At 69.8% G+C, this 18,420-nt stretch carries 16 protein-coding genes; 14 read left to right on the plus strand and 2 right to left on the minus strand.

Translation table 11 applies throughout. The features are described 5' to 3' along the window. Positions 1-13: 13 nt before the first annotated feature. Positions 14-640, minus strand: coding sequence for a peptide deformylase (gene def / locus J7I94_RS04320; RefSeq protein ID WP_215165213.1), 627 nt, complete (start codon positions 638-640; stop codon positions 14-16). 123 nt (positions 641-763) lie between these two features. Beyond that, the gene (locus J7I94_RS04325) at positions 764-1,603 is read right to left on the minus strand and encodes a C40 family peptidase (RefSeq protein WP_215165214.1); all 840 of its coding nucleotides are present in this window, start codon (positions 1,601-1,603) and stop codon (positions 764-766) included. Between the two features lie 721 nt (positions 1,604-2,324). Between J7I94_RS04325 and J7I94_RS04330 the strand changes: the two genes are divergently transcribed. From J7I94_RS04330 to nuoN, 14 genes are read left to right on the plus strand one after another with little or no spacing between them, the layout of a single operon-like run. Beyond that, complete coding sequence (locus tag J7I94_RS04330) at positions 2,325-2,684, plus strand: NADH-quinone oxidoreductase subunit A (RefSeq protein ID WP_007383963.1); 360 nt, start codon at positions 2,325-2,327, stop codon at positions 2,682-2,684. Positions 2,685-2,698: 14 nt separating this feature from the next. Then, positions 2,699-3,253: an NADH-quinone oxidoreductase subunit B family protein gene (locus J7I94_RS04335; RefSeq protein ID WP_029381065.1), complete on the plus strand. Its 555-nt coding sequence runs from the start codon at positions 2,699-2,701 to the stop codon at positions 3,251-3,253. After that, a complete protein-coding gene (locus J7I94_RS04340; RefSeq protein WP_215165216.1) occupies positions 3,250-3,990 on the plus strand; it encodes an NADH-quinone oxidoreductase subunit C in 741 nt (246 codons plus the stop codon). Before J7I94_RS04335 ends, J7I94_RS04340 begins: the two co-directional genes overlap by 4 nt. After that, positions 3,987-5,309, plus strand: coding sequence for an NADH-quinone oxidoreductase subunit D (locus J7I94_RS04345; protein ID WP_215165217.1), 1,323 nt, complete (start codon positions 3,987-3,989; stop codon positions 5,307-5,309). Before J7I94_RS04340 ends, J7I94_RS04345 begins: the two co-directional genes overlap by 4 nt. Further along, positions 5,306-6,190, plus strand: coding sequence for an NADH-quinone oxidoreductase subunit NuoE (gene nuoE, locus J7I94_RS04350; RefSeq protein WP_215165218.1), 885 nt, complete (start codon positions 5,306-5,308; stop codon positions 6,188-6,190). The genes J7I94_RS04345 and nuoE overlap by 4 nt, the downstream gene beginning before the upstream one ends. Next, positions 6,187-7,539, plus strand: coding sequence for an NADH-quinone oxidoreductase subunit NuoF (nuoF, locus tag J7I94_RS04355; protein WP_215165219.1), 1,353 nt, complete (start codon positions 6,187-6,189; stop codon positions 7,537-7,539). The genes nuoE and nuoF overlap by 4 nt, the downstream gene beginning before the upstream one ends. Continuing rightward, a complete protein-coding gene (locus tag J7I94_RS04360) occupies positions 7,536-10,040 on the plus strand; it encodes an NADH-quinone oxidoreductase subunit G (RefSeq protein ID WP_215165220.1) in 2,505 nt (834 codons plus the stop codon). Before nuoF ends, J7I94_RS04360 begins: the two co-directional genes overlap by 4 nt. Next, positions 10,037-11,425 (plus strand): NADH-quinone oxidoreductase subunit NuoH, encoded by a 1,389-nt coding sequence (nuoH, locus tag J7I94_RS04365; protein ID WP_215165221.1) that lies wholly within the window; start codon positions 10,037-10,039, stop codon positions 11,423-11,425. The genes J7I94_RS04360 and nuoH overlap by 4 nt, the downstream gene beginning before the upstream one ends. Then, the gene (gene nuoI / locus J7I94_RS04370) at positions 11,418-12,059 is read left to right on the plus strand and encodes an NADH-quinone oxidoreductase subunit NuoI (RefSeq protein WP_215165222.1); all 642 of its coding nucleotides are present in this window, start codon (positions 11,418-11,420) and stop codon (positions 12,057-12,059) included. The genes nuoH and nuoI overlap by 8 nt, the downstream gene beginning before the upstream one ends. Continuing rightward, complete coding sequence (locus J7I94_RS04375) at positions 12,056-12,874, plus strand: NADH-quinone oxidoreductase subunit J (RefSeq protein WP_215165223.1); 819 nt, start codon at positions 12,056-12,058, stop codon at positions 12,872-12,874. The genes nuoI and J7I94_RS04375 overlap by 4 nt, the downstream gene beginning before the upstream one ends. Then, positions 12,871-13,170: an NADH-quinone oxidoreductase subunit NuoK gene (nuoK, locus tag J7I94_RS04380; protein ID WP_004927567.1), complete on the plus strand. Its 300-nt coding sequence runs from the start codon at positions 12,871-12,873 to the stop codon at positions 13,168-13,170. Before J7I94_RS04375 ends, nuoK begins: the two co-directional genes overlap by 4 nt. Before the next feature lie 14 nt (positions 13,171-13,184). Beyond that, the gene (nuoL, locus tag J7I94_RS04385; protein WP_215165224.1) at positions 13,185-15,149 is read left to right on the plus strand and encodes an NADH-quinone oxidoreductase subunit L; all 1,965 of its coding nucleotides are present in this window, start codon (positions 13,185-13,187) and stop codon (positions 15,147-15,149) included. 6 nt (positions 15,150-15,155) lie between these two features. Beyond that, entirely contained in the window at positions 15,156-16,742 is a 1,587-nt protein-coding gene (locus J7I94_RS04390) for an NADH-quinone oxidoreductase subunit M (RefSeq protein ID WP_215165225.1), read from the plus strand. After that, positions 16,739-18,388: an NADH-quinone oxidoreductase subunit NuoN gene (nuoN, locus tag J7I94_RS04395; protein WP_215165226.1), complete on the plus strand. Its 1,650-nt coding sequence runs from the start codon at positions 16,739-16,741 to the stop codon at positions 18,386-18,388. The genes J7I94_RS04390 and nuoN overlap by 4 nt, the downstream gene beginning before the upstream one ends. Positions 18,389-18,420 lie beyond the last annotated feature (32 nt).

An 18,420-nucleotide genomic window follows, 5' to 3' on the forward strand; every position in this document is an offset into this window, starting at 1 on the left:
ACCCCCGGCCCGCTCACCCCGTGAACCGCGCGGCTCTGGCGGCCCGGCGTGCGAACACCTCCTCGCGCCGGTCCGCCGACTGCCGCAGCGCCGCCTTCTGTTCCCGCGCGGAGAGACGGTCCAGGTACACCCGCCCGTCCAGGTGGTCGGTCTCGTGGGCGAGGCACCGGGCGAAGTAACCGGTGCCCTCGACGAGCAGCGGTGCGCCGTCCTTGTCGAACCCGCGTACCACCGCCCGGTCCGGGCGCGGTACGTCCATGACGGCGCCCGGCACCGACAGACAGCCCTCGCCCTCGTCGAGCAGCCGCCGCCCGTCCGGACCGACGGGCTCCAGCACCGGATTGACGATGTGCCCGACATGCCGGACACCGTCGTCGTCCGGGCAGTCGTAGACGAACAGGCGCAGGCCGACGCCCACTTGGTTGGCCGCGAGTCCGGCCCCTTCGGCGACGTACATGGTCAGGAACATGTCGTCGATGAGCGCGGCGAGGTCGGGACCGAACTCGGTGACGTCCCGGCAGGGCTTGTGCAGCACCGCCTCGCCCACCTCGGTGACCCGCCGCACGCTGCCGCGCCGGGCCTCGGGCGCGAACGGCGGGTAATCGGCGGCGGGCCGCCCCTGTACGAACACACTCGGCATGGTCTCTCTCCTTCGGCTGGTGCGATCAGCTGGCCACAGACCGAGCATGGCAGGAGAGGGCGAAGGGCCGCTGCCCCTGTGGACAACGGCCCTTCGACTGTGCAGAGCTGTGGATAACTCGGATCAGAGCACGCGCACCGCACCGCTCGGCGGGTCGTAGGAGAGCGGCTTCTCGACGACGCCGGTGGACGAGTTCTGGGCGCCGACGAACATGCCGTCGCCGACGTAGATGCCCACGTGGTAGGCACTGCCGGCGCCGCCCCAGTAGAGGATGTCGCCCGGCTGGAGGCTGTCCAGCGAGACCTGGGTGCCGGCCACGGACTGGTCCTGGGAGACGCGGGGCAGGCTGACGCCCACCTGCTTGTAGGCGGCCTGGACCAGGCCGGAGCAGTCGTAGGCGGACGGTCCGGTGGCGCCGGAGACATAGGCCGCGCCCACCTGGGCCCGCACGAAGGAGACGACCGCGGCGGCGGAACCGGTGGCCGTGGACGTGCTGGTGCTCGCGGAGGAGCCGCCGGTGTCGCCGGAGCCGGTGTCGGTGTCGGCCGAGACGGTCAGGGTGGCGCGCTCGGCGTCGCGGGCGGCGCGCTCCGCCGCGTCCCTGCGGGCCTCCTGCGCGGCCTTCTTCTTGGCCGCGGCCTTCGCCTTGGCCTCCTTCAGGTCGGCCTTGGCTTCCTTGGCGGCCTTGGCCGCGGCGGCGTCACGCTCGGCCTGCAGCTGGTAGTTCGCGGCGGCCTGCTGGGTGGCGTCCGCGGACTGCGCGACCTGGGCGGCCATCTCGGCCGTCAGGGTGGGCAGCTCCAGGGTCTGCGTCACCGGCTCGGCCGCGTTCGCCGAACCCGATGCTCCGGCCACTGCCAGCGTGCTGAGGACGCCACCGGCAACTCCGGCCCGCATCGCGACGGTCGTCGACGCGCTGCGGCGGGGCTTCCGGTGGCTGCGTATGTGAGCGGTGTGGGACATGGGTACAACCGGTATCAGGAGCTCCTCCATACCTACAAGAAACGTGTGCTGCGCCACAGTTGTTCAGCCGGCGCCGCGAAAGCTCGGCACACCGCCCTTTTCTGACGCCGTAACGGACATAGCGGGCGGCTGTAACAAGCCTGTGATCACGGTCTTTGATCGTTACGCCCGAATTGCTCCCCGCTTACCACTGGTTGAGGCAGATGGCCAAGCCCGCTTCTCATGCGCCTCTCATGGATGTGGCGGAGGTCACGGAACGGTCACCCGGGTGTGCGCGTCCGCTCGTGAACGCGCGCACGCATTCACACCGGAGCCCTCGTCCGGCCCCGGGATGTGAACGCGGGCCCACTATCAAGTGATCGAGTCCAGCGCCAATTTGCATGCACGGGAACCTTCTTGATATTGAGACGACCCCGCTGAGCAGCGTCGACGAGGGAAAATGTCACCACTGGTGATCAGTCGGAAGCTTCCTGTGTGAAGATCACCGCTCATCCGACTTCATGATCCTTCGTCAGGTGGTGGAGATCACAAAGCTTGTGCGATACCCCGTGTCGCAGATCACAGAGCCACAGGCATAAGATGCGGAGCAGTTGGGCTTGTGACCTGCTTCACATGTTCGCGATCTTCGCCGGGACCAGCGGGGCTCGTGGGGCTGCTGAGGCGGCTGTGAGCCCGGGCAAAACCGCCAGCAGTCAGTGCCGACTGAGAGGAGCGAGGAGCGGTGAACGCGTATGCGCCCATCCTCGTACTGGGAGCCCTCGGGGCAGGCTTTGCGATCTTTTCCGTGGTCATGGCCACGTTGATCGGTCCGAAGCGGTACAACCGGGCCAAGCTCGAGGCCTACGAGTGCGGAATCGAGCCGACCCCCACGCCGGCCGGCGGCGGGCGCTTCCCCATCAAGTACTACCTGACGGCGATGCTCTTCATCGTCTTCGACATCGAGATCGTCTTCCTCTACCCCTGGGCCGTCACCTTCGACGCCCTGGGAGTTTTCGGGCTCGTGGAGATGCTGCTCTTCGTGCTCACCGTCTTCGTCGCGTACGCGTACGTATGGCGGCGCGGCGGCCTGGAATGGGACTGAGGGGCCTTTTAGTCATGGGACTCGAAGAAAAGCTGCCGAGCGGCTTCCTGCTGACCACCGTCGAGCAGGCCGCGGGCTGGGTGCGGAAGTCGTCGGTCTTCCCGGCCACCTTCGGCCTCGCCTGCTGCGCCATCGAGATGATGACCACCGGGGCCGGCCGCTACGACCTGGCGCGCTTCGGCATGGAGGTCTTCCGCGGCTCGCCGCGCCAGGCGGACCTGATGATCGTGGCCGGCCGGGTCAGCCAGAAGATGGCGCCGGTGCTGCGGCAGGTCTACGACCAGATGCCGAACCCCAAGTGGGTGATCTCCATGGGGGTCTGCGCCTCCTCGGGCGGCATGTTCAACAACTACGCGATCGTCCAGGGCGTCGACCACATCGTCCCGGTCGACATCTACCTCCCGGGCTGTCCGCCACGGCCCGAGATGCTGATGGACGCCATCCTCAAGCTCCACCACAAGATCCAGAACTCCAAGCTCGGCGTCAACGCCGAGGAAGCGGCCCGCGAGGCGGAGGAGGCGGCGCTCAAGGCCCTGCCCACCATCGAGATGAAGGGGCTGCTGCGATGAGCGACGCGAACGGCACCGGGGCCAACCCCGAGAAGGACCTCTCCGCCGAGAAGCTCCCCGGCCAGCGCGGCCAGGGCGGCGAGGAGATCCGCGTCCAGCGCGGCATGTTCGGCGCGAACAACGGCGGCGACACCTCCGGCTACGGCGGCCTGGTCCGCTCGGTCCGACTCCCGGGGCCGGCGAGCAGGCCGTACGGCGGCTGGTTCGACGAGGTCGCCGACGAACTGGAGGGCGCGCTGGAGGAGCAGGGACTGCTCCCCGACAATGCCATCGAGAAGACGGTCGTCGACCGCGGCGAGCTGACCTTCCACATCGAGCGCGAGCACCTGGTCCGCGTCGCCCGCACCCTGCGCGACGACCCGGCCCTGCGCTTCGAGCTGTGCACCGGCGTCAGCGGCGTCCACTACCCCGGCGACAAGGGCCGCGAACTGCACGCCGTCTACCACCTGCGCTCGATCACCCACAACCGGCTGATCCGCCTGGAAGTCAGCGCCCCCGACGCCGACCCGCACATCCCGTCGCTGTTCGAGGTCTACCCGACCAACGACTGGCACGAGCGCGAGACGTACGACTTCTTCGGCATCGTCTTCGACGGCCACCCGGCGCTGACGCGGATCATGATGCCGGACGACTGGCAGGGCTTCCCGCAGCGCAAGGACTATCCCCTCGGCGGCATCCCCGTCGAGTACAAGGGCGCCCAGATCCCGGCTCCGGACCAGCGGAGGTCGTACTCATGAGCACGTCGCACGCATCCCCCAGGGAGACCACCGAGGGCACCGTGTACACGGTCACCGGCGGCGACTGGGACGAGGTCGTCCAGTCCGCGGCCCGCGCCGACGACGAACGCCTGATCGTCAACATGGGACCGCAGCACCCGTCCACCCACGGCGTGCTCCGGCTGATCCTGGAGATCGAGGGCGAGACCGTCACCGAGGCCCGCTGCGGCATCGGCTACCTGCACACCGGCATCGAGAAGAACCTCGAGTACCGGACGTGGACCCAGGGCACGACGTTCGTGACGCGCATGGACTACCTGACGCCGTTCTTCAACGAGACGGCGTACTGCCTGGGCGTCGAGCAGCTCCTCGGTATCGAGGACCAGATCCCGGACCGCGCCTCGGTCGTCCGGGTGCTCCTGATGGAGCTGAACCGGATGTCCTCCCACCTGGTGGCCATCGCCACCGGCGGCATGGAACTCGGCGCCACCACGATCATGATCTACGGCTTCCGCGACCGGGAACTGATCCTCGACATCTACGAGCTGATCACCGGCCTGCGGATGAACCACGCGTACATCCGCCCCGGCGGCCTCGCCCAGGACCTGCCGCCCGGCTCGGTGGACCAGATCCGCGAGTTCGTGAAGAAGATGAAGAAGAACCTCCCGGAGTACGACAAGCTCGCCACCGGGAACCCCATCTTCAAGGCCCGCATGCAGGACGTCGGCTACCTCGACCTGGCCGGCTGCATGGCCCTCGGCGCCACCGGCCCGATCCTGCGCTCCACGGGCCTGCCGCACGACCTGCGCAAGTCCCAGCCGTACTGCGGCTACGAGACGTACGACTTCGACGTCCCGACCGCCGACACCTGCGACGCCTACGGCCGCTTCCTGATCCGGCTGGAGGAGATGCGGCAGTCGCTCAGGATCGTCGAGCAGTGCCTGGACCGGCTGAAGCCCGGACCGGTCATGGTGCCCGACAAGAAGATCGCCTGGCCGGCCCAGCTCGCCCTGGGACCGGACGGACTGGGCAACTCCCTCGACCACATCAAGAAGATCATGGGCACCTCCATGGAGGCCCTGATCCACCACTTCAAGCTGGTCACCGAGGGCTTCCGGGTGCCGCCGGGACAGACGTACACCGCGGTCGAGTCCCCCAAGGGCGAACTCGGGGTGCACGTCGTCTCCGACGGCGGCACCCGCCCCTACCGGGTCCACTTCCGCGACCCGTCCTTCACCAATCTCCAGGCCATGGCGGCGATGTGCGAGGGCGGCCAGGTCGCCGACGTCATCGTCGCGGTGGCGTCCATCGACCCCGTGATGGGAGGCGTCGACCGGTGACCACCAGTTCCTCTCAGCGGGGCGTCGGACTCGGCATGCCCGAGCTGCCCGCGCCCGACTACCCGGCCGACGTACGGGCCCGCCTGGAACCCGACGCGCGCGAGATCATCGCCCGTTACCCGGACTCCCGGTCGGCCCTGCTGCCGCTGCTGCACCTCGTGCAGTCCGAGGAGGGCCACGTCACGCGCACCGGGATGCGGTTCTGCGCCGAGATGCTCGGCCTGACCACCGCCGAGGTCACCGCGGTGGCGACCTTCTACACCATGTACCGGCGCCGGCCGAGCGGCGACTACCAGGTGGGCGTCTGCACCAACACGCTGTGCGCGGTCATGGGCGGCGACGCCATCTTCGAGGAGCTCCAGGAGCACCTGGGCGTCGGCAACGGCGAGACCACCGACGACGGCAAGATCACCCTGGAGCACATCGAGTGCAACGCGGCCTGCGACTACGCGCCGGTCGTGATGGTCAACTGGGAGTTCTTCGACAACCAGACCCCGGCGAGCGCCCGCCGCATGGTCGACGACCTGCGGGCCGGCCGGCCGGTCACGCCGACGCGCGGCGCGCCCCTGTGCACGTTCAAGGAGACCGCCCGCATCCTGGCGGGCTTCCCCGACGAGCGGGAAGGCGCCGTCGAGGCCGGGGGAAGCGCGGGACCCGCCTCCCTGGCCGGCCTCAAGCTGGCGAAGGGCGAGTCCGCCGCCGCGCGCGTGGTGCACCCGCGCGGCGCGGCGCCGCACGGTGAGCCCGCGCACGAGCCGCCGCACGAGCCGCCGCACGATCCTTCGCCGACCGAGCACCTCAGCTCACACGACGCGCCGCAGGACACATCGGCCTCCGACCCCTCCCACCCGGCGGGGCCCACTGCCGAGGAGGGGGAGTGATGACCTTGGCCGCCGAGATCAAGGACACCGGCCCGGAGAAGCTGCTCGCACCCGTGCTGTCGGCCTTCTGGGACGAGGACAGGTCCTGGACGCTGGACGTCTACCGAAGGCACGAGGGCTACGAGGGGCTCCGCAAGGCGCTGGCCATGTCCCCGGACGACCTCATCGCGTACGTCAAGGAAGCCGGTCTGCGAGGACGCGGCGGCGCCGGGTTCCCCACCGGGATGAAGTGGCAGTTCATCCCCCAGGGGGACGGCAAGCCGCACTATCTGGTTGTCAACGCCGACGAATCGGAGCCGGGGACGTGCAAGGACATCCCGCTCCTCTTCGCGAACCCGCACAGCCTCATCGAGGGCATCGTCATCGCGTGCTACGCCATCAGGTCGTCGCATGCCTTCATCTATCTGCGGGGTGAAGTCGTCCCCGTGCTGCGGCGGCTGCACTCAGCCGTCGCTGAGGCCTACGCGGCGGGCTTCCTCGGCGAGAACATCCTGGGCAGCGGACTCGATCTGAACCTCACCGTGCACGCGGGCGCGGGCGCGTACATCTGCGGTGAGGAGACCGCACTGCTCGACTCGCTCGAAGGCCGCCGTGGTCAGCCGCGGCTGCGTCCCCCCTTCCCCGCCGTGGCCGGCCTCTACGCCTGCCCCACTGTGGTGAACAACGTCGAGTCGATCGCGTCGGTTCCCGCGATCCTGAACAAGGGCAAGGACTGGTTCAGGTCGATGGGGAGCGAGAAGTCCCCGGGCTTCACGCTGTACTCCCTCTCCGGCCATGTCGCAGGCCCCGGCCAGTACGAGGCGCCGCTCGGCATCACGCTGCGCCAGCTCCTCGACATGAGCGGGGGCATGCGCCCCGGCCACCGCCTGAAGTTCTGGACGCCGGGCGGCTCCTCGACGCCGATGTTCACCGAAGAACACCTCGACGTCCCCCTTGATTACGAAGGAGTGGGCGCCGCCGGTTCCATGCTCGGAACGAAAGCCCTCCAGTGCTTCGACGAGACGACCTGCGTGGTCCGCGCGGTCACCCGCTGGACCGAGTTCTACGCCCACGAGTCCTGCGGCAAGTGCACGCCCTGCCGCGAAGGGACGTACTGGCTGGTGCAGCTGCTGCGCGACATCGAGGCCGGCAAGGGCCGCATGGAAGACCTCGACAAGCTGAACGACATCGCCGACAACATCAACGGCAAGTCCTTCTGCGCCCTCGGCGACGGCGCCGCCTCGCCGATCTTCTCCTCGCTGAAGTACTTCCGTGAGGAGTACGAGCAGCACATCACGGGCCGCGGCTGCCCCTTCGACCCCGCGAAGTCGACGGCCTGGGCCGACCACCGTACGGAGGTGAAGGCATGACGGTGACCACGAGCGCCCCCTCCGGCGGAGGAGAGGCCGCGGTCCCGCCCGAGGACCTGGTGTCGCTGACCATCGACGGCGTGGCGATCAGCGTGCCCAAGGGCACCCTGGTCATCCGGGCCGCCGAGCAGCTCGGCATCGAGATCCCCCGGTTCTGCGACCACCCGCTCCTCGACCCGGCCGGCGCCTGCCGGCAGTGCATCGTCGAGGTCGAGGGCCAGCGCAAGCCGATGGCGTCCTGCACCATCACCTGCACCGACGGGATGGTGGTCAGGACCCACCTCACCTCGCCGGTCGCGGAGAAGGCCCAGAAGGGTGTGATGGAGCTGCTGCTCATCAACCACCCGCTGGACTGCCCGGTCTGCGACAAGGGCGGCGAGTGCCCGCTGCAGAACCAGGCGATGTCGCACGGCAACGCCGAGTCCCGCTTCGAAGGCAAGAAGCGGACCTACGAGAAGCCCGTGCCGATCTCCACGCAGGTGCTGCTCGACCGCGAGCGGTGCGTGCTGTGCGCCCGCTGCACCCGGTTCTCCAACCAGATCGCGGGCGACCCGATGATCGAGCTGATCGAACGCGGCGCGCTCCAGCAGGTCGGCACCGGCGAGGGCGACCCCTTCGAGTCGTACTTCTCCGGGAACACCATCCAGATCTGCCCGGTCGGCGCGCTCACCTCGGCGGCGTACCGGTTCCGCTCCCGCCCCTTCGACCTGGTCTCCTCGCCGTCGGTGTGCGAGCACTGCGCCGGCGGCTGCGCGACCCGCACCGATCACCGGCGCGGCAAGGTCATGCGGCGCCTGGCGGCGCACGACCCCGAGGTCAACGAGGAGTGGATCTGCGACAAGGGGCGGTTCGGGTTCCGGTACGCGCAGCAGCGGGACCGGCTCACCACGCCCCTGGTGCGCAACGCGGAGGGCGAGCTGGAGCCCGCCTCCTGGCCGGAGGCGCTGCAGATCGCCGCGCAGGGACTGCTGGCCTCACGCGGCCGGACCGGGGTGCTGACCGGCGGACGGCTCACCATGGAGGACGCCTACGCGTACAGCAAGTTCGCGCGCGTGGCGCTCGACACCAACGACATCGACTTCCGCGCGCGCGTGCACAGCGCCGAGGAGGCCGACTTCCTGGCGGCCCGGGTGGCGGGCCGGGGCCGCGACCTCGACGGTACGGGGGTGACGTACGCGGCGCTGGAGAAGGCGCCCGCGGTGCTCCTGGTCGGGTTCGAGGCCGAGGAGGAGGCGCCCGGGGTCTTCCTGCGGCTGCGCAAGGCGTGGCGGGGGCACGGGCAGAAGGTGTTCGCCCTGGCGACGCACGCCACGCGCGGTCTGGAGAAGGCCGGCGGCACGCTGCTGCCCGCCGCGCCCGGTACCGAGACCGAGTGGCTGGACGCGCTCGCGGGCGGGGTCGGCCTGGAGGACGACGGCACCCGGGCCGCCGAGGCGCTGCGCGCCCAGGGCGCGGTCATCGTCGTCGGCGAGCGGCTGGCGGCCGTCGCCGGGGGCCTGACTGCCGCCGTGCGGACCGCGTCCGCGACCGGCGCCCGGCTGGTGTGGATTCCGCGCCGGGCCGGGGAGCGTGCCGCCATCGAGGCGGGCGCGCTGCCGACGCTGCTGCCGGGCGGGCGTCCGGCGACCGACCCGCGCGCGCGGGACGAGGTCGCCGCCGTCTGGGGCGTGGCCGCGCTGCCGCACCGCTACGGCCGGGACACCGGCCGGATCATCGAGGCCGCCGCCGACGGCGAACTCCAGGCGCTGCTGGTCGCGGGCGTGGAGGTCGCAGACCTGCCCGACCCGGAACGCGCGCGTGCCGCACTGGCCGAGGCCGGGTTCGTGGTGTCGCTGGAGTTGCGGCCCGGCGAGGTCACCGAGCTGGCCGACGTGGTCCTGCCCGTCGCGGCGGTCGCCGAGAAGGCGGGCACCTTCGTCAACTGGGAGGGCCGGGTCCGCTTCTTCGAGGCCGCGCTCAAGCCCGACCAGATGTCCCGGCGCCTGGCGCCCACCGACGCGCGGGTCCTCCAGATGCTGGCCGACGCCATGGACGTACACCTCGGGCTGCCGGACCTGCGGACGGTGCGCGCGGAGATCGACCGGATCGGGCCCTGGGAGGGGCCGTCGGCCACCGAGCCCCTGGAGCGGGCCGCCGCGCTGCCCCGGCCGGCCGCCGGGGAGGCGGTGCTCGCCGGGCACCGGCTGCTGCTGGACCAGGGCCGCCTCCAGGAGGGCGACGAGGCGCTGGCCGGCACCCGGCACGCGGCACGCGCGCGCGTGTCGGCCGCCACGGCCGCCGAGGCGGGCGTCAAGGACGGCGACGTCCTCGCGGTCACCGGCCCGGCGGGAGTCGTCGAACTTCCGCTCCAGGTCACCGAGATGCCCGACCGGGTGGTGTGGCTGCCGCTGAACTCCACCGGCGCGGGCGTCGCCTCCGACGCCGGGGTACTGCCCGGCTCCCTCGTCCGCATCGGCCCGGCGACGACCGTCGGCGCGGCCCCCGAGGAGGTGGAGGCATGAGCGCGTACCTCGCCGCTGAAGACCTCTCGATGTTCGGCCAGGACCCCTGGTGGCTGGTCGTCGTCAAGGCGGTGTTCTGCTTCGCGTTCCTGATGGTGACCGTACTGATCGCCATCGTCATGGAGCGCAAGGTCGTCGCCTGGATGCAGTTGCGCATCGGCCCCAACCGGCACGGCCCCTGGGGCATGCTCCAGTCGCTCGCCGACGGCGTGAAGCTGATGCTCAAGGAAGACGTCGTCGTCAAACGCGCCGACAAGGCGGTGTACGTCCTCGCGCCGGTCGTCGCGGCCATCCCGGCCTTCATGGCGTTCGCCGTGATCCCCTTCGGACCGGCCGGCAACGAGGTCTCGATCTTCGGTCAGCGCACCACCATGCAGCTCACCGACCTGCCGATCGCCATGCTGTACATCCTGGCGGTCGCCTCGGTCGGCATCTACGGCATCGTCCTGGCGGGCTGGAGCTCCGGCTCGACCTACCCGCTCCTCGGCGGCCTGCGCTCCTGCGCGCAGATGATCTCCTACGAGATCGCCATGGGCGCCGCGTTCGCCTCGGTGTTCCTCTACTCGGGCTCCATGTCGACCTCCGCGATCGTCGAGCAGCAGGCCGACCGCTGGTACATCCTGCTGCTGCCGGTCTCCTTCCTGCTCTACGTCGTCACGATGGTCGGCGAGACCAACCGCGCCCCCTTCGACATGCCGGAGTCCGAGGGCGACCTGGTGGGCGGCTTCAACACCGAGTACTCGTCGATCAAGTTCGCGATGTTCATGCTCGCCGAGTACGTGAACATGGTGACGGTCTCGGCGGTCACCACCACCCTCTTCCTCGGCGGCTGGCGGGCCCCCTGGCCGGTCAGCACCTTCTGGGAGGGCGCCAACCACGGCTGGTGGCCGATGCTGTGGTTCGTCGTCAAGCTCCAGCTGCTGCTGTTCTTCTTCGTCTGGCTGCGCGGCACGCTGCCCCGGGTCCGCTACGACCAGCTGATGAAGCTCGGCTGGAAGGTCCTCATCCCGGTCTCGCTGGTCTGGCTGATGCTCGTCGCGACCGTCCGGGCGCTGCGGAACGAGAACTACGACTTCGCAGACATCGCGCTCTACGTCTGCGGCGGCGTGATCGTCGTCCTGCTGCTCTCCTTCCTCTTCGACCTGTACCGCGACAAGGGGAAGCGGGCTGAGCAGCCCGCCGAGGAGTCGGCCGCGTTCGACCCGATGGCCGGGGGGTTCCCCGTGCCGCCGCTGCCGGGACAGGAGTTGCCGCCGGTGCCCAGGCGCGGTCCGCGCCGGGAGCGGGAGCTGATTGTCAGTGGTGGGGTCGATACTCACAGTGACGGACCCGTGGGCGGATCCACGGGCGGACCTACGGATGGAAAGGAGGCGTCCGATGGCTGAGGAACCGAAGGAGACCAAGCCCGGTTTCCAGAACCCCGTGGCCGGCTTCGGCGTGACCTTCAAGGCCATGTTCAAGAAGCGGCTGACCGAGCAGTACCCGGAGCAGGAGAAGACCACCGCTCCGCGATTCCACGGACGGCACCAGCTCAACCGCCATCCGGACGGCCTGGAGAAGTGCGTCGGCTGCGAGCTGTGCGCCTGGGCCTGCCCCGCCGACGCGATCTACGTCGAGGGCGCGGACAACACGGACGAGGAGCGCTACTCGCCCGGTGAGCGGTACGGCCGCGTCTACCAGATCAACTACGCCCGCTGCATCCTGTGCGGGCTGTGCATCGAGGCGTGCCCCACGCGCGCGCTGACGATGACCAACGAGTTCGAGCTGGCCGACTCCAGCCGCGCCAACCTCATCTACACCAAGGAGCAGTTGCTCGCCGGGCTCGACGACAACATGGTCGACACGCCGCACGCGATCTACCCGGGGACGGACGAGCAGGACTACTACCGGGGCCTGGTCACCGAGGCCGCCCCCGGTACCGAGCGGCAGGTCGCCGTCTCCAAGGGCGAGGTGCCGCAGGAGGCCGCCTCGACCTTCGGCGAGGAGGAACCGGCGGCGGAGAAGGTGATCCGCCGATGACCGCGCAGCTCGCCGCCTACTCCACATCCGCCGGAGAAGCCGTCCAGTTCTGGATCCTCGGCACGGTCGCGGTGATCGGCGCCCTGTGCACGGTGTTCATGAAGCGGGCCGTGCACAGCGCCCTCTGCCTGGCCGGCACCATGATCGTCCTGGCGGTGTTCTACCTGGCCAACGGCGCCTACTTCCTCGGCGTCGTGCAGATCGTCGTCTACACCGGCGCGATCATGATGCTGTTCCTGTTCGTGGTGATGCTGGTCGGCGTCACCGCGGCGGACTCCCTGAAGGAGACCATCAGGGGGCAGCGCTGGCTGGCCCTGCTGTGCGGGCTCGGCTTCGGCATCCTGCTGATCGCGGGCATCGGCAACGCCTCCCTCACGGAGTTCAGCGGCGTCGGACAGGCCAACGCGGGCGGCAACGTGGAGGGCCTGGCGGCCCTGATCTTCACCCAGTACGTCTTCGCGTTCGAGATCACCGGCGCCCTCCTCATCACGGCCGCGGTCGGCGCCATGGTGCTCACCCACCGCGAGCGCACCGAGCGGGCCAAGACCCAGCGGGAGCTGGCCGAGGAGCGGGTGCGGGAAGGCAAGTACCTCCCGCCGCTGCCCGCGCCCGGGGTGTACGCCCGGCACAACGCGGTGGACATCGCGGGGCTGCTGCCCGACGGCACCCCCTCCGAGCTGACCGTCAGCAAGACGCTGCGCGACCGGGGCCAGGTCCGGGACGTCTCGGCGGACGCGCTCGACGACCTGAAGGCCCTGGAACAGCGGGCCGAGGAGCGCCTGGAGCGCACGAGCAACGGGGAGGGGGCGCAGTGAATCCGGTCAACTACCTCTATCTCGCGGCCCTGCTGTTCACGATCGGCGCCACCGGGGTGCTGATCCGGCGCAACGCCATCGTGGTGTTCATGTGCGTGGAGCTGATGCTCAACGCCTGCAACCTGGCGTTCGTCGCCTTCTCCCGGATGCACGGCAATCTGGACGGCCAGATCATCGCCTTCTTCACGATGGTCGTCGCCGCAGCGGAGGTCGTGGTCGGGCTCGCGATCATCGTGTCCCTGTTCCGTTCCCGCCACTCGGCCTCGGTCGACGACGCCAGTCTGATGAAGCTGTGAGGGGTCGCTGAATCGTGGAATCTCTCATCGCGCTGCTGGTGGCAGCGCCCCTGCTGGGAGCGGCGGTGCTGCTGTGCGGCGGACGCCGGCTGGACGCCGTCGGACACTGGCTCGGCACGCTGCTGGCCGCCGCGTCCTTCGTGATCGGCGCCGTCCTGTTCACCGACATGCTGGGCAAGGGCGGTGAGGAACGCACCCTGACCCAGCACCTGTTCAGCTGGGTCCCGGTCGAGGGCTTCCAGGCCGACGTCGCCTTCCGCCTCGACCAGCTGTCGATGACGTTCGTGCTGCTGATCACCGGCGTCGGCTCGCTGATCCACCTGTACTCGGTCGCGTACATGGAGCACGACGAGCGCCGCCGCCGCTTCTTCGGCTACCTCAACCTGTTCCTCGCGGCGATGCTGATCCTGGTCCTCGCCGACAACTACCTGCTGCTCTACGTCGGCTGGGAGGGCGTCGGTCTCGCCTCCTACCTGCTGATCGGCTTCTGGCAGCACAAGCCCAGCGCCGCCACGGCCGCGAAGAAGGCATTCCTGGTCAACCGGGTCGGCGACATGGGCCTGTCCATCGCGATCATGCTGATGTTCCTCTGGTTCGGGACGTTCGCCTTCGGGCCGGTGCTCGGCACGGTGGCGGAGCCCGGACTCGCCGGGGAGGCCGGCGAGGGCAAGCTGACCGCGATCGCGCTGATGCTGCTGCTCGCCGCGTGCGGCAAGTCCGCCCAGGTGCCGCTGCAGTCCTGGCTCGGGGACGCGATGGAGGGCCCGACCCCGGTCTCGGCCCTCATCCACGCCGCGACCATGGTGACGGCGGGCGTGTACCTGATCGTCCGCTCGGCCGCGGTCTTCAACGGGGCGCCGGACGCGCAACTGGTCGTCACCATCGTCGGCGCGGTCACGCTGCTGTTCGGTGCGATCGTCGGTTGCGCCAAGGACGACATCAAGAAGGCGCTGGCCGGGTCGACCATGTCGCAGATCGGCTACATGGTGCTCGCCGCGGGCCTCGGCCCGATCGGCTACGTTTTCGCGATCATGCACCTGGTGACCCACGGCTTCTTCAAGGCGGGTCTCTTCCTCGGCGCCGGTTCGGTCATGCACGGCATGAACGACGAGGTCGACATGCGCCGCTACGGCGGCCTCAGGAAGTACATGCCGGTCACCTTCGTCACCTTCGGCCTCGGCTACCTCGCCATCATCGGCTTCCCGGGCCTGTCCGGCTTCTTCTCCAAGGACAAGATCATCGAGGCGGCGTTCGCCAAGGGCGGCACCGAGGGCTGGATCCTCGGCGCCTGCGCCCTGCTGGGCGCGGCCATCACGGCGTACTACATGACGCGCGTGATGCTGATGACGTTCTTCGGCGAGGAGCGCTGGCGCAAGGCGCCGACGCCGTCCCCGGCCGAGCCGGACGTGGAGCCCGCGGCCGAGACGCGCGGTGAGTACACACCTCCGCACCCGCACGAGTCCCCGAAGGCCATGACGGTCCCGATGATCGTGCTGGCCGTCGGGTCGGTCGCGGGCGGCGCGTTCTTCTCCCTCGGTGACCGGTTCCTGCACTGGCTGGAGCCGATCACCGCGCACGAACACGGGCATCCGCCGGTCAGCGCCCTGACGGTCACCCTTTCCACGGTCGCCGTGATGGTGATCGGCGTCGCGCTCGCCTGGGCGCAGTACGGGCGCCGCCCGGTCCCGGCCGTCGCCCCGCGTGGATCGCTGCTCACCCGGGCCGCCCGGCGCGACCTGCTCCAGGACGACTTCAACCACGTCGTCCTGGTCCGCGGCGGCGAGCACCTCACGCGCTCCCTGGTCTACGTCGACCACACCCTGGTCGACGGGGTCGTCAACGGCACGGCGGCCTCGGTCGGCGGCCTGTCCGGCCGGATGCGCAAGGTGCAGAACGGGTTCGCGCGCTCCTACGCGGTCTCGATGTTCGGCGGTGCGGCGGTCCTCGTCGCCGCGACCCTGCTGATGAGGGCGGTCTGATACCGAATGTCTGAATCGAGCACAGTCTTTCCCCTGCTGACAGCGACCGCGGTGCTCCCGGCCGTCGGGGCGATCGCGACGGCCGCCGTGCCGGCCGCGCGGCGCACCGCCGCCAAGTGGCTCGCGCTGCTGTTCTCGCTGGCCACGCTCGTCCTCGCGGTCGTGATCCTGATCCGCTTCGACCCGGACGGCGACCGTTACCAGCTCACCGAGTCGCACTCCTGGATCGCCGACTTCGGCGTCCGCTACGAACTGGGCGTGGACGGCATCGCGGTGGCGCTGATCGCGCTGACCGCCCTGCTGATCCCGTTCATCATCCTGGCCGGGTGGCACGACGCCGACCCGCTGGAGACCGGCAGCAGCCGGTGGCGGCCGACGCAGGGCTTCTTCGCCCTGATCCTGGCCGTCGAGGCGATGGTGATCATCTCGTTCGAGGCCACCGACGTCTTCCTCTTCTACATCTTCTTCGAAGCCATGCTCATCCCGATGTACTTCCTCATCGGCGGCTTCGGCGACCGGGCCCACGAGCACGGCGAGAAGACGGCGGCGACGCAGCGCTCGTACGCGGCGGTGAAGTTCCTCCTCTACAACCTGGCCGGCGGACTGATCATGCTGGCCGCGGTGATCGGGCTGTACGTGGTCGCCGGGAACTTCTCGCTCACCGAGATCGCCGAGGCACGGGCCAACGGCACGCTCGACATGGCGACCGACACCGAACGCTGGCTGTTCCTCGGCTTCTTCTTCGCCTTCGCGGTGAAGGCGCCACTGTGGCCGCTGCACACCTGGCTGCCCAACGCCATGCAGGAGTCCACCGCCCCGGTCGCCGTGCTGATCACGGCGGTCGTCGACAAGGTGGGCACCTTCGCGATGCTCCGCTTCTGCCTCCAGCTCTTCCCGGAGGCCAGCAAGTGGGCGACGCCGGTCGTCCTCGTCCTGGCACTGATCAGCATCATCTACGGTGCGCTGCTCGCGGTCGGCCAGCGGGACATCAAGCGGCTGGTGGCGTACGCGTCGATCTCGCACTTCGGCTTCATCATCATGGGCATCTTCGCGATGACCAGCCAGGGCCAGTCCGGCGCGACGCTCTACATGGTCAACCACGGCATCTCGACCGCCGCGCTGATGCTGGTGGCCGGCTTCCTGATCTCCCGGCGCGGCTCGCGGCTCATCGCCGACTACGGCGGTGTGCAGAAGGTCGCCCCGGTGCTCGCGGGCACCTTCCTGATCGGCGGTCTGGCCACCCTGTCGCTGCCGGGGCTGGCGCCGTTCGTGAGTGAGTTCCTGGTCCTGGTCGGGACGTTCACGCGCTACCCGGTGGTCGGCATCATCGCGACCTTCGGCATCGTGCTCGCCGCGCTCTACACCCTCGTCCTCTACCAGCGGACGATGACCGGCCCGGTCAAACCCGAGGTCGCCGCGATGCCGGATCTGCGCGTGCGTGAACTGGCGGTCGCCGTGCCGCTGGTCGCGCTGCTGATCTTCCTGGGCGTCTACCCCAAGCCCGTCACGGACATCATCGACCCGGCGGTCAAGCAGACCATGTCCGACGTACAGCAGAAGGACCCCCGGCCCGAGGTGGAGGCGGCCAAGTGAGCGCAACAGCCGTCCACAGCCTGTGGACAACGGCGGCCGATCCGATCTCCAAGATCGACGCGCCGAAAATCGAGTACGGCCAGCTGTCGCCCGTCCTGATCATCGTCGCAGCGGCGGTCGTCGGAGTCCTCGTCGAGGCGTTCGTACCGCGCAGACCGCGCTACTACGCGCAGATGTTCGTCTCCGCCGTCGCGCTCGTCGCCGCCTTCGCCGCGGTCGTCGCGCTCGCGGCCGGCGGCTACGGCACGACCAAGGCGCACATCGCCGCGATGGGTGCCATCGCCGTCGACGGACCGGCCCTGTTCCTCCAGGGCACGATCCTGCTCGCGGGCCTGGTCGGCCTGTTCACCTTCGCCGAACGGCGACTCGACCCGGCGGCGCACGGCAACCGGGTGGACTCCTTCGCCGCGCAGGCCGCGTCCGTGCCGGGCAGCGAGAGCGAGCAGAAGGCGGTGAAGGCCGGGTTCACCACCACCGAGGTGTTCCCGCTGCTGCTCTTCGCCGTCGCCGGCATGCTGGTCTTCCCGGCCGCCAACGATCTGCTGACCCTGTTCGTCGCCCTGGAGGTCTTCTCCCTCCCGCTGTACCTGATGTGCGCGCTGGCCCGCCGCAAGCGGCTGATGTCGCAGGAGGCCGCGGTCAAGTACTTCCTGCTCGGCGCGTTCGCCTCCGCGTTCACCCTGTTCGGCATCGCCCTGCTCTACGGCTACTCGGGCTCCATGTCGTACGGCACGATCGCGCAGGTCGTCGACGGGTCGATCACGGAGGTCACCCCGGCACTCGCCGACACCATGGGCAACGATGCGCTGCTGCTGGTCGGCGCCGCGCTGATCGTCATGGGCCTGCTGTTCAAGGTGGGCGCGGTGCCGTTCCACATGTGGACGCCGGACGTGTACCAGGGCGCGCCGACCCCGGTGACCGGGTTCATGGCGGCGGCCACCAAGGTGGCGGCGTTCGGCGCGCTGCTGCGCATCCTCTACGTCGTCCTGCCCGGCCTGCGCTGGGACTGGCGGCCGGTGATGTGGGGCGTGGCGATCGTCACCATGCTGGGCGGCGCGATCGTCGCGATCACCCAGACCGACATCAAGCGGCTGCTGGCGTACTCGTCGATCGCGCACGCCGGGTTCATCCTCGCGGGTGTCATCGCGACCACGCCGGACGGCGTGTCGTCCGTCCTCTTCTACCTGGCGGCCTACTCCTTCGTCACGATCGGCGCGTTCGCGGTGGTGACGCTGGTGCGGGACCCGGGCGGCGAGGCGACGCACCTGTCGCAGTGGGCGGGGCTGGGCCGCCGGTCACCGCTGGTGGCGGCCGTCTTCGCGGTGTTCCTGCTGGCCTTCGCGGGCATTCCGCTGACCTCCGGCTTCGCCGGGAAGTTCGCCGTGTTCAAGGCGGCGGCGGAGGGCGGCGCGGCCCCGCTGGTCGTGATCGGCGTGATCTCCTCGGCGATCGCGGCGTTCTTCTACATCCGCGTGATCGTGCTGATGTTCTTCAGCGAGCCCCGGCCCGAGGGCCCGACCGTCGCGGTGCCGTCGCCGCTGACGACGACGGCGATCGGGGTGGGCGTGGCGGTCACCTTGGTGCTGGGGGTGGCGCCCCAGTACTTCCTGGATCTGGCGGGACAGGCGGGAGTGTTCGTGCGCTGACCCTGCCTCCGGTCGCGCGGCGGCCCGGCACT

The sequence above is a fragment of the Streptomyces sp. ISL-12 genome (assembly GCF_018614415.1).
GTDB lineage: Bacteria > Actinomycetota > Actinomycetes > Streptomycetales > Streptomycetaceae > Streptomyces.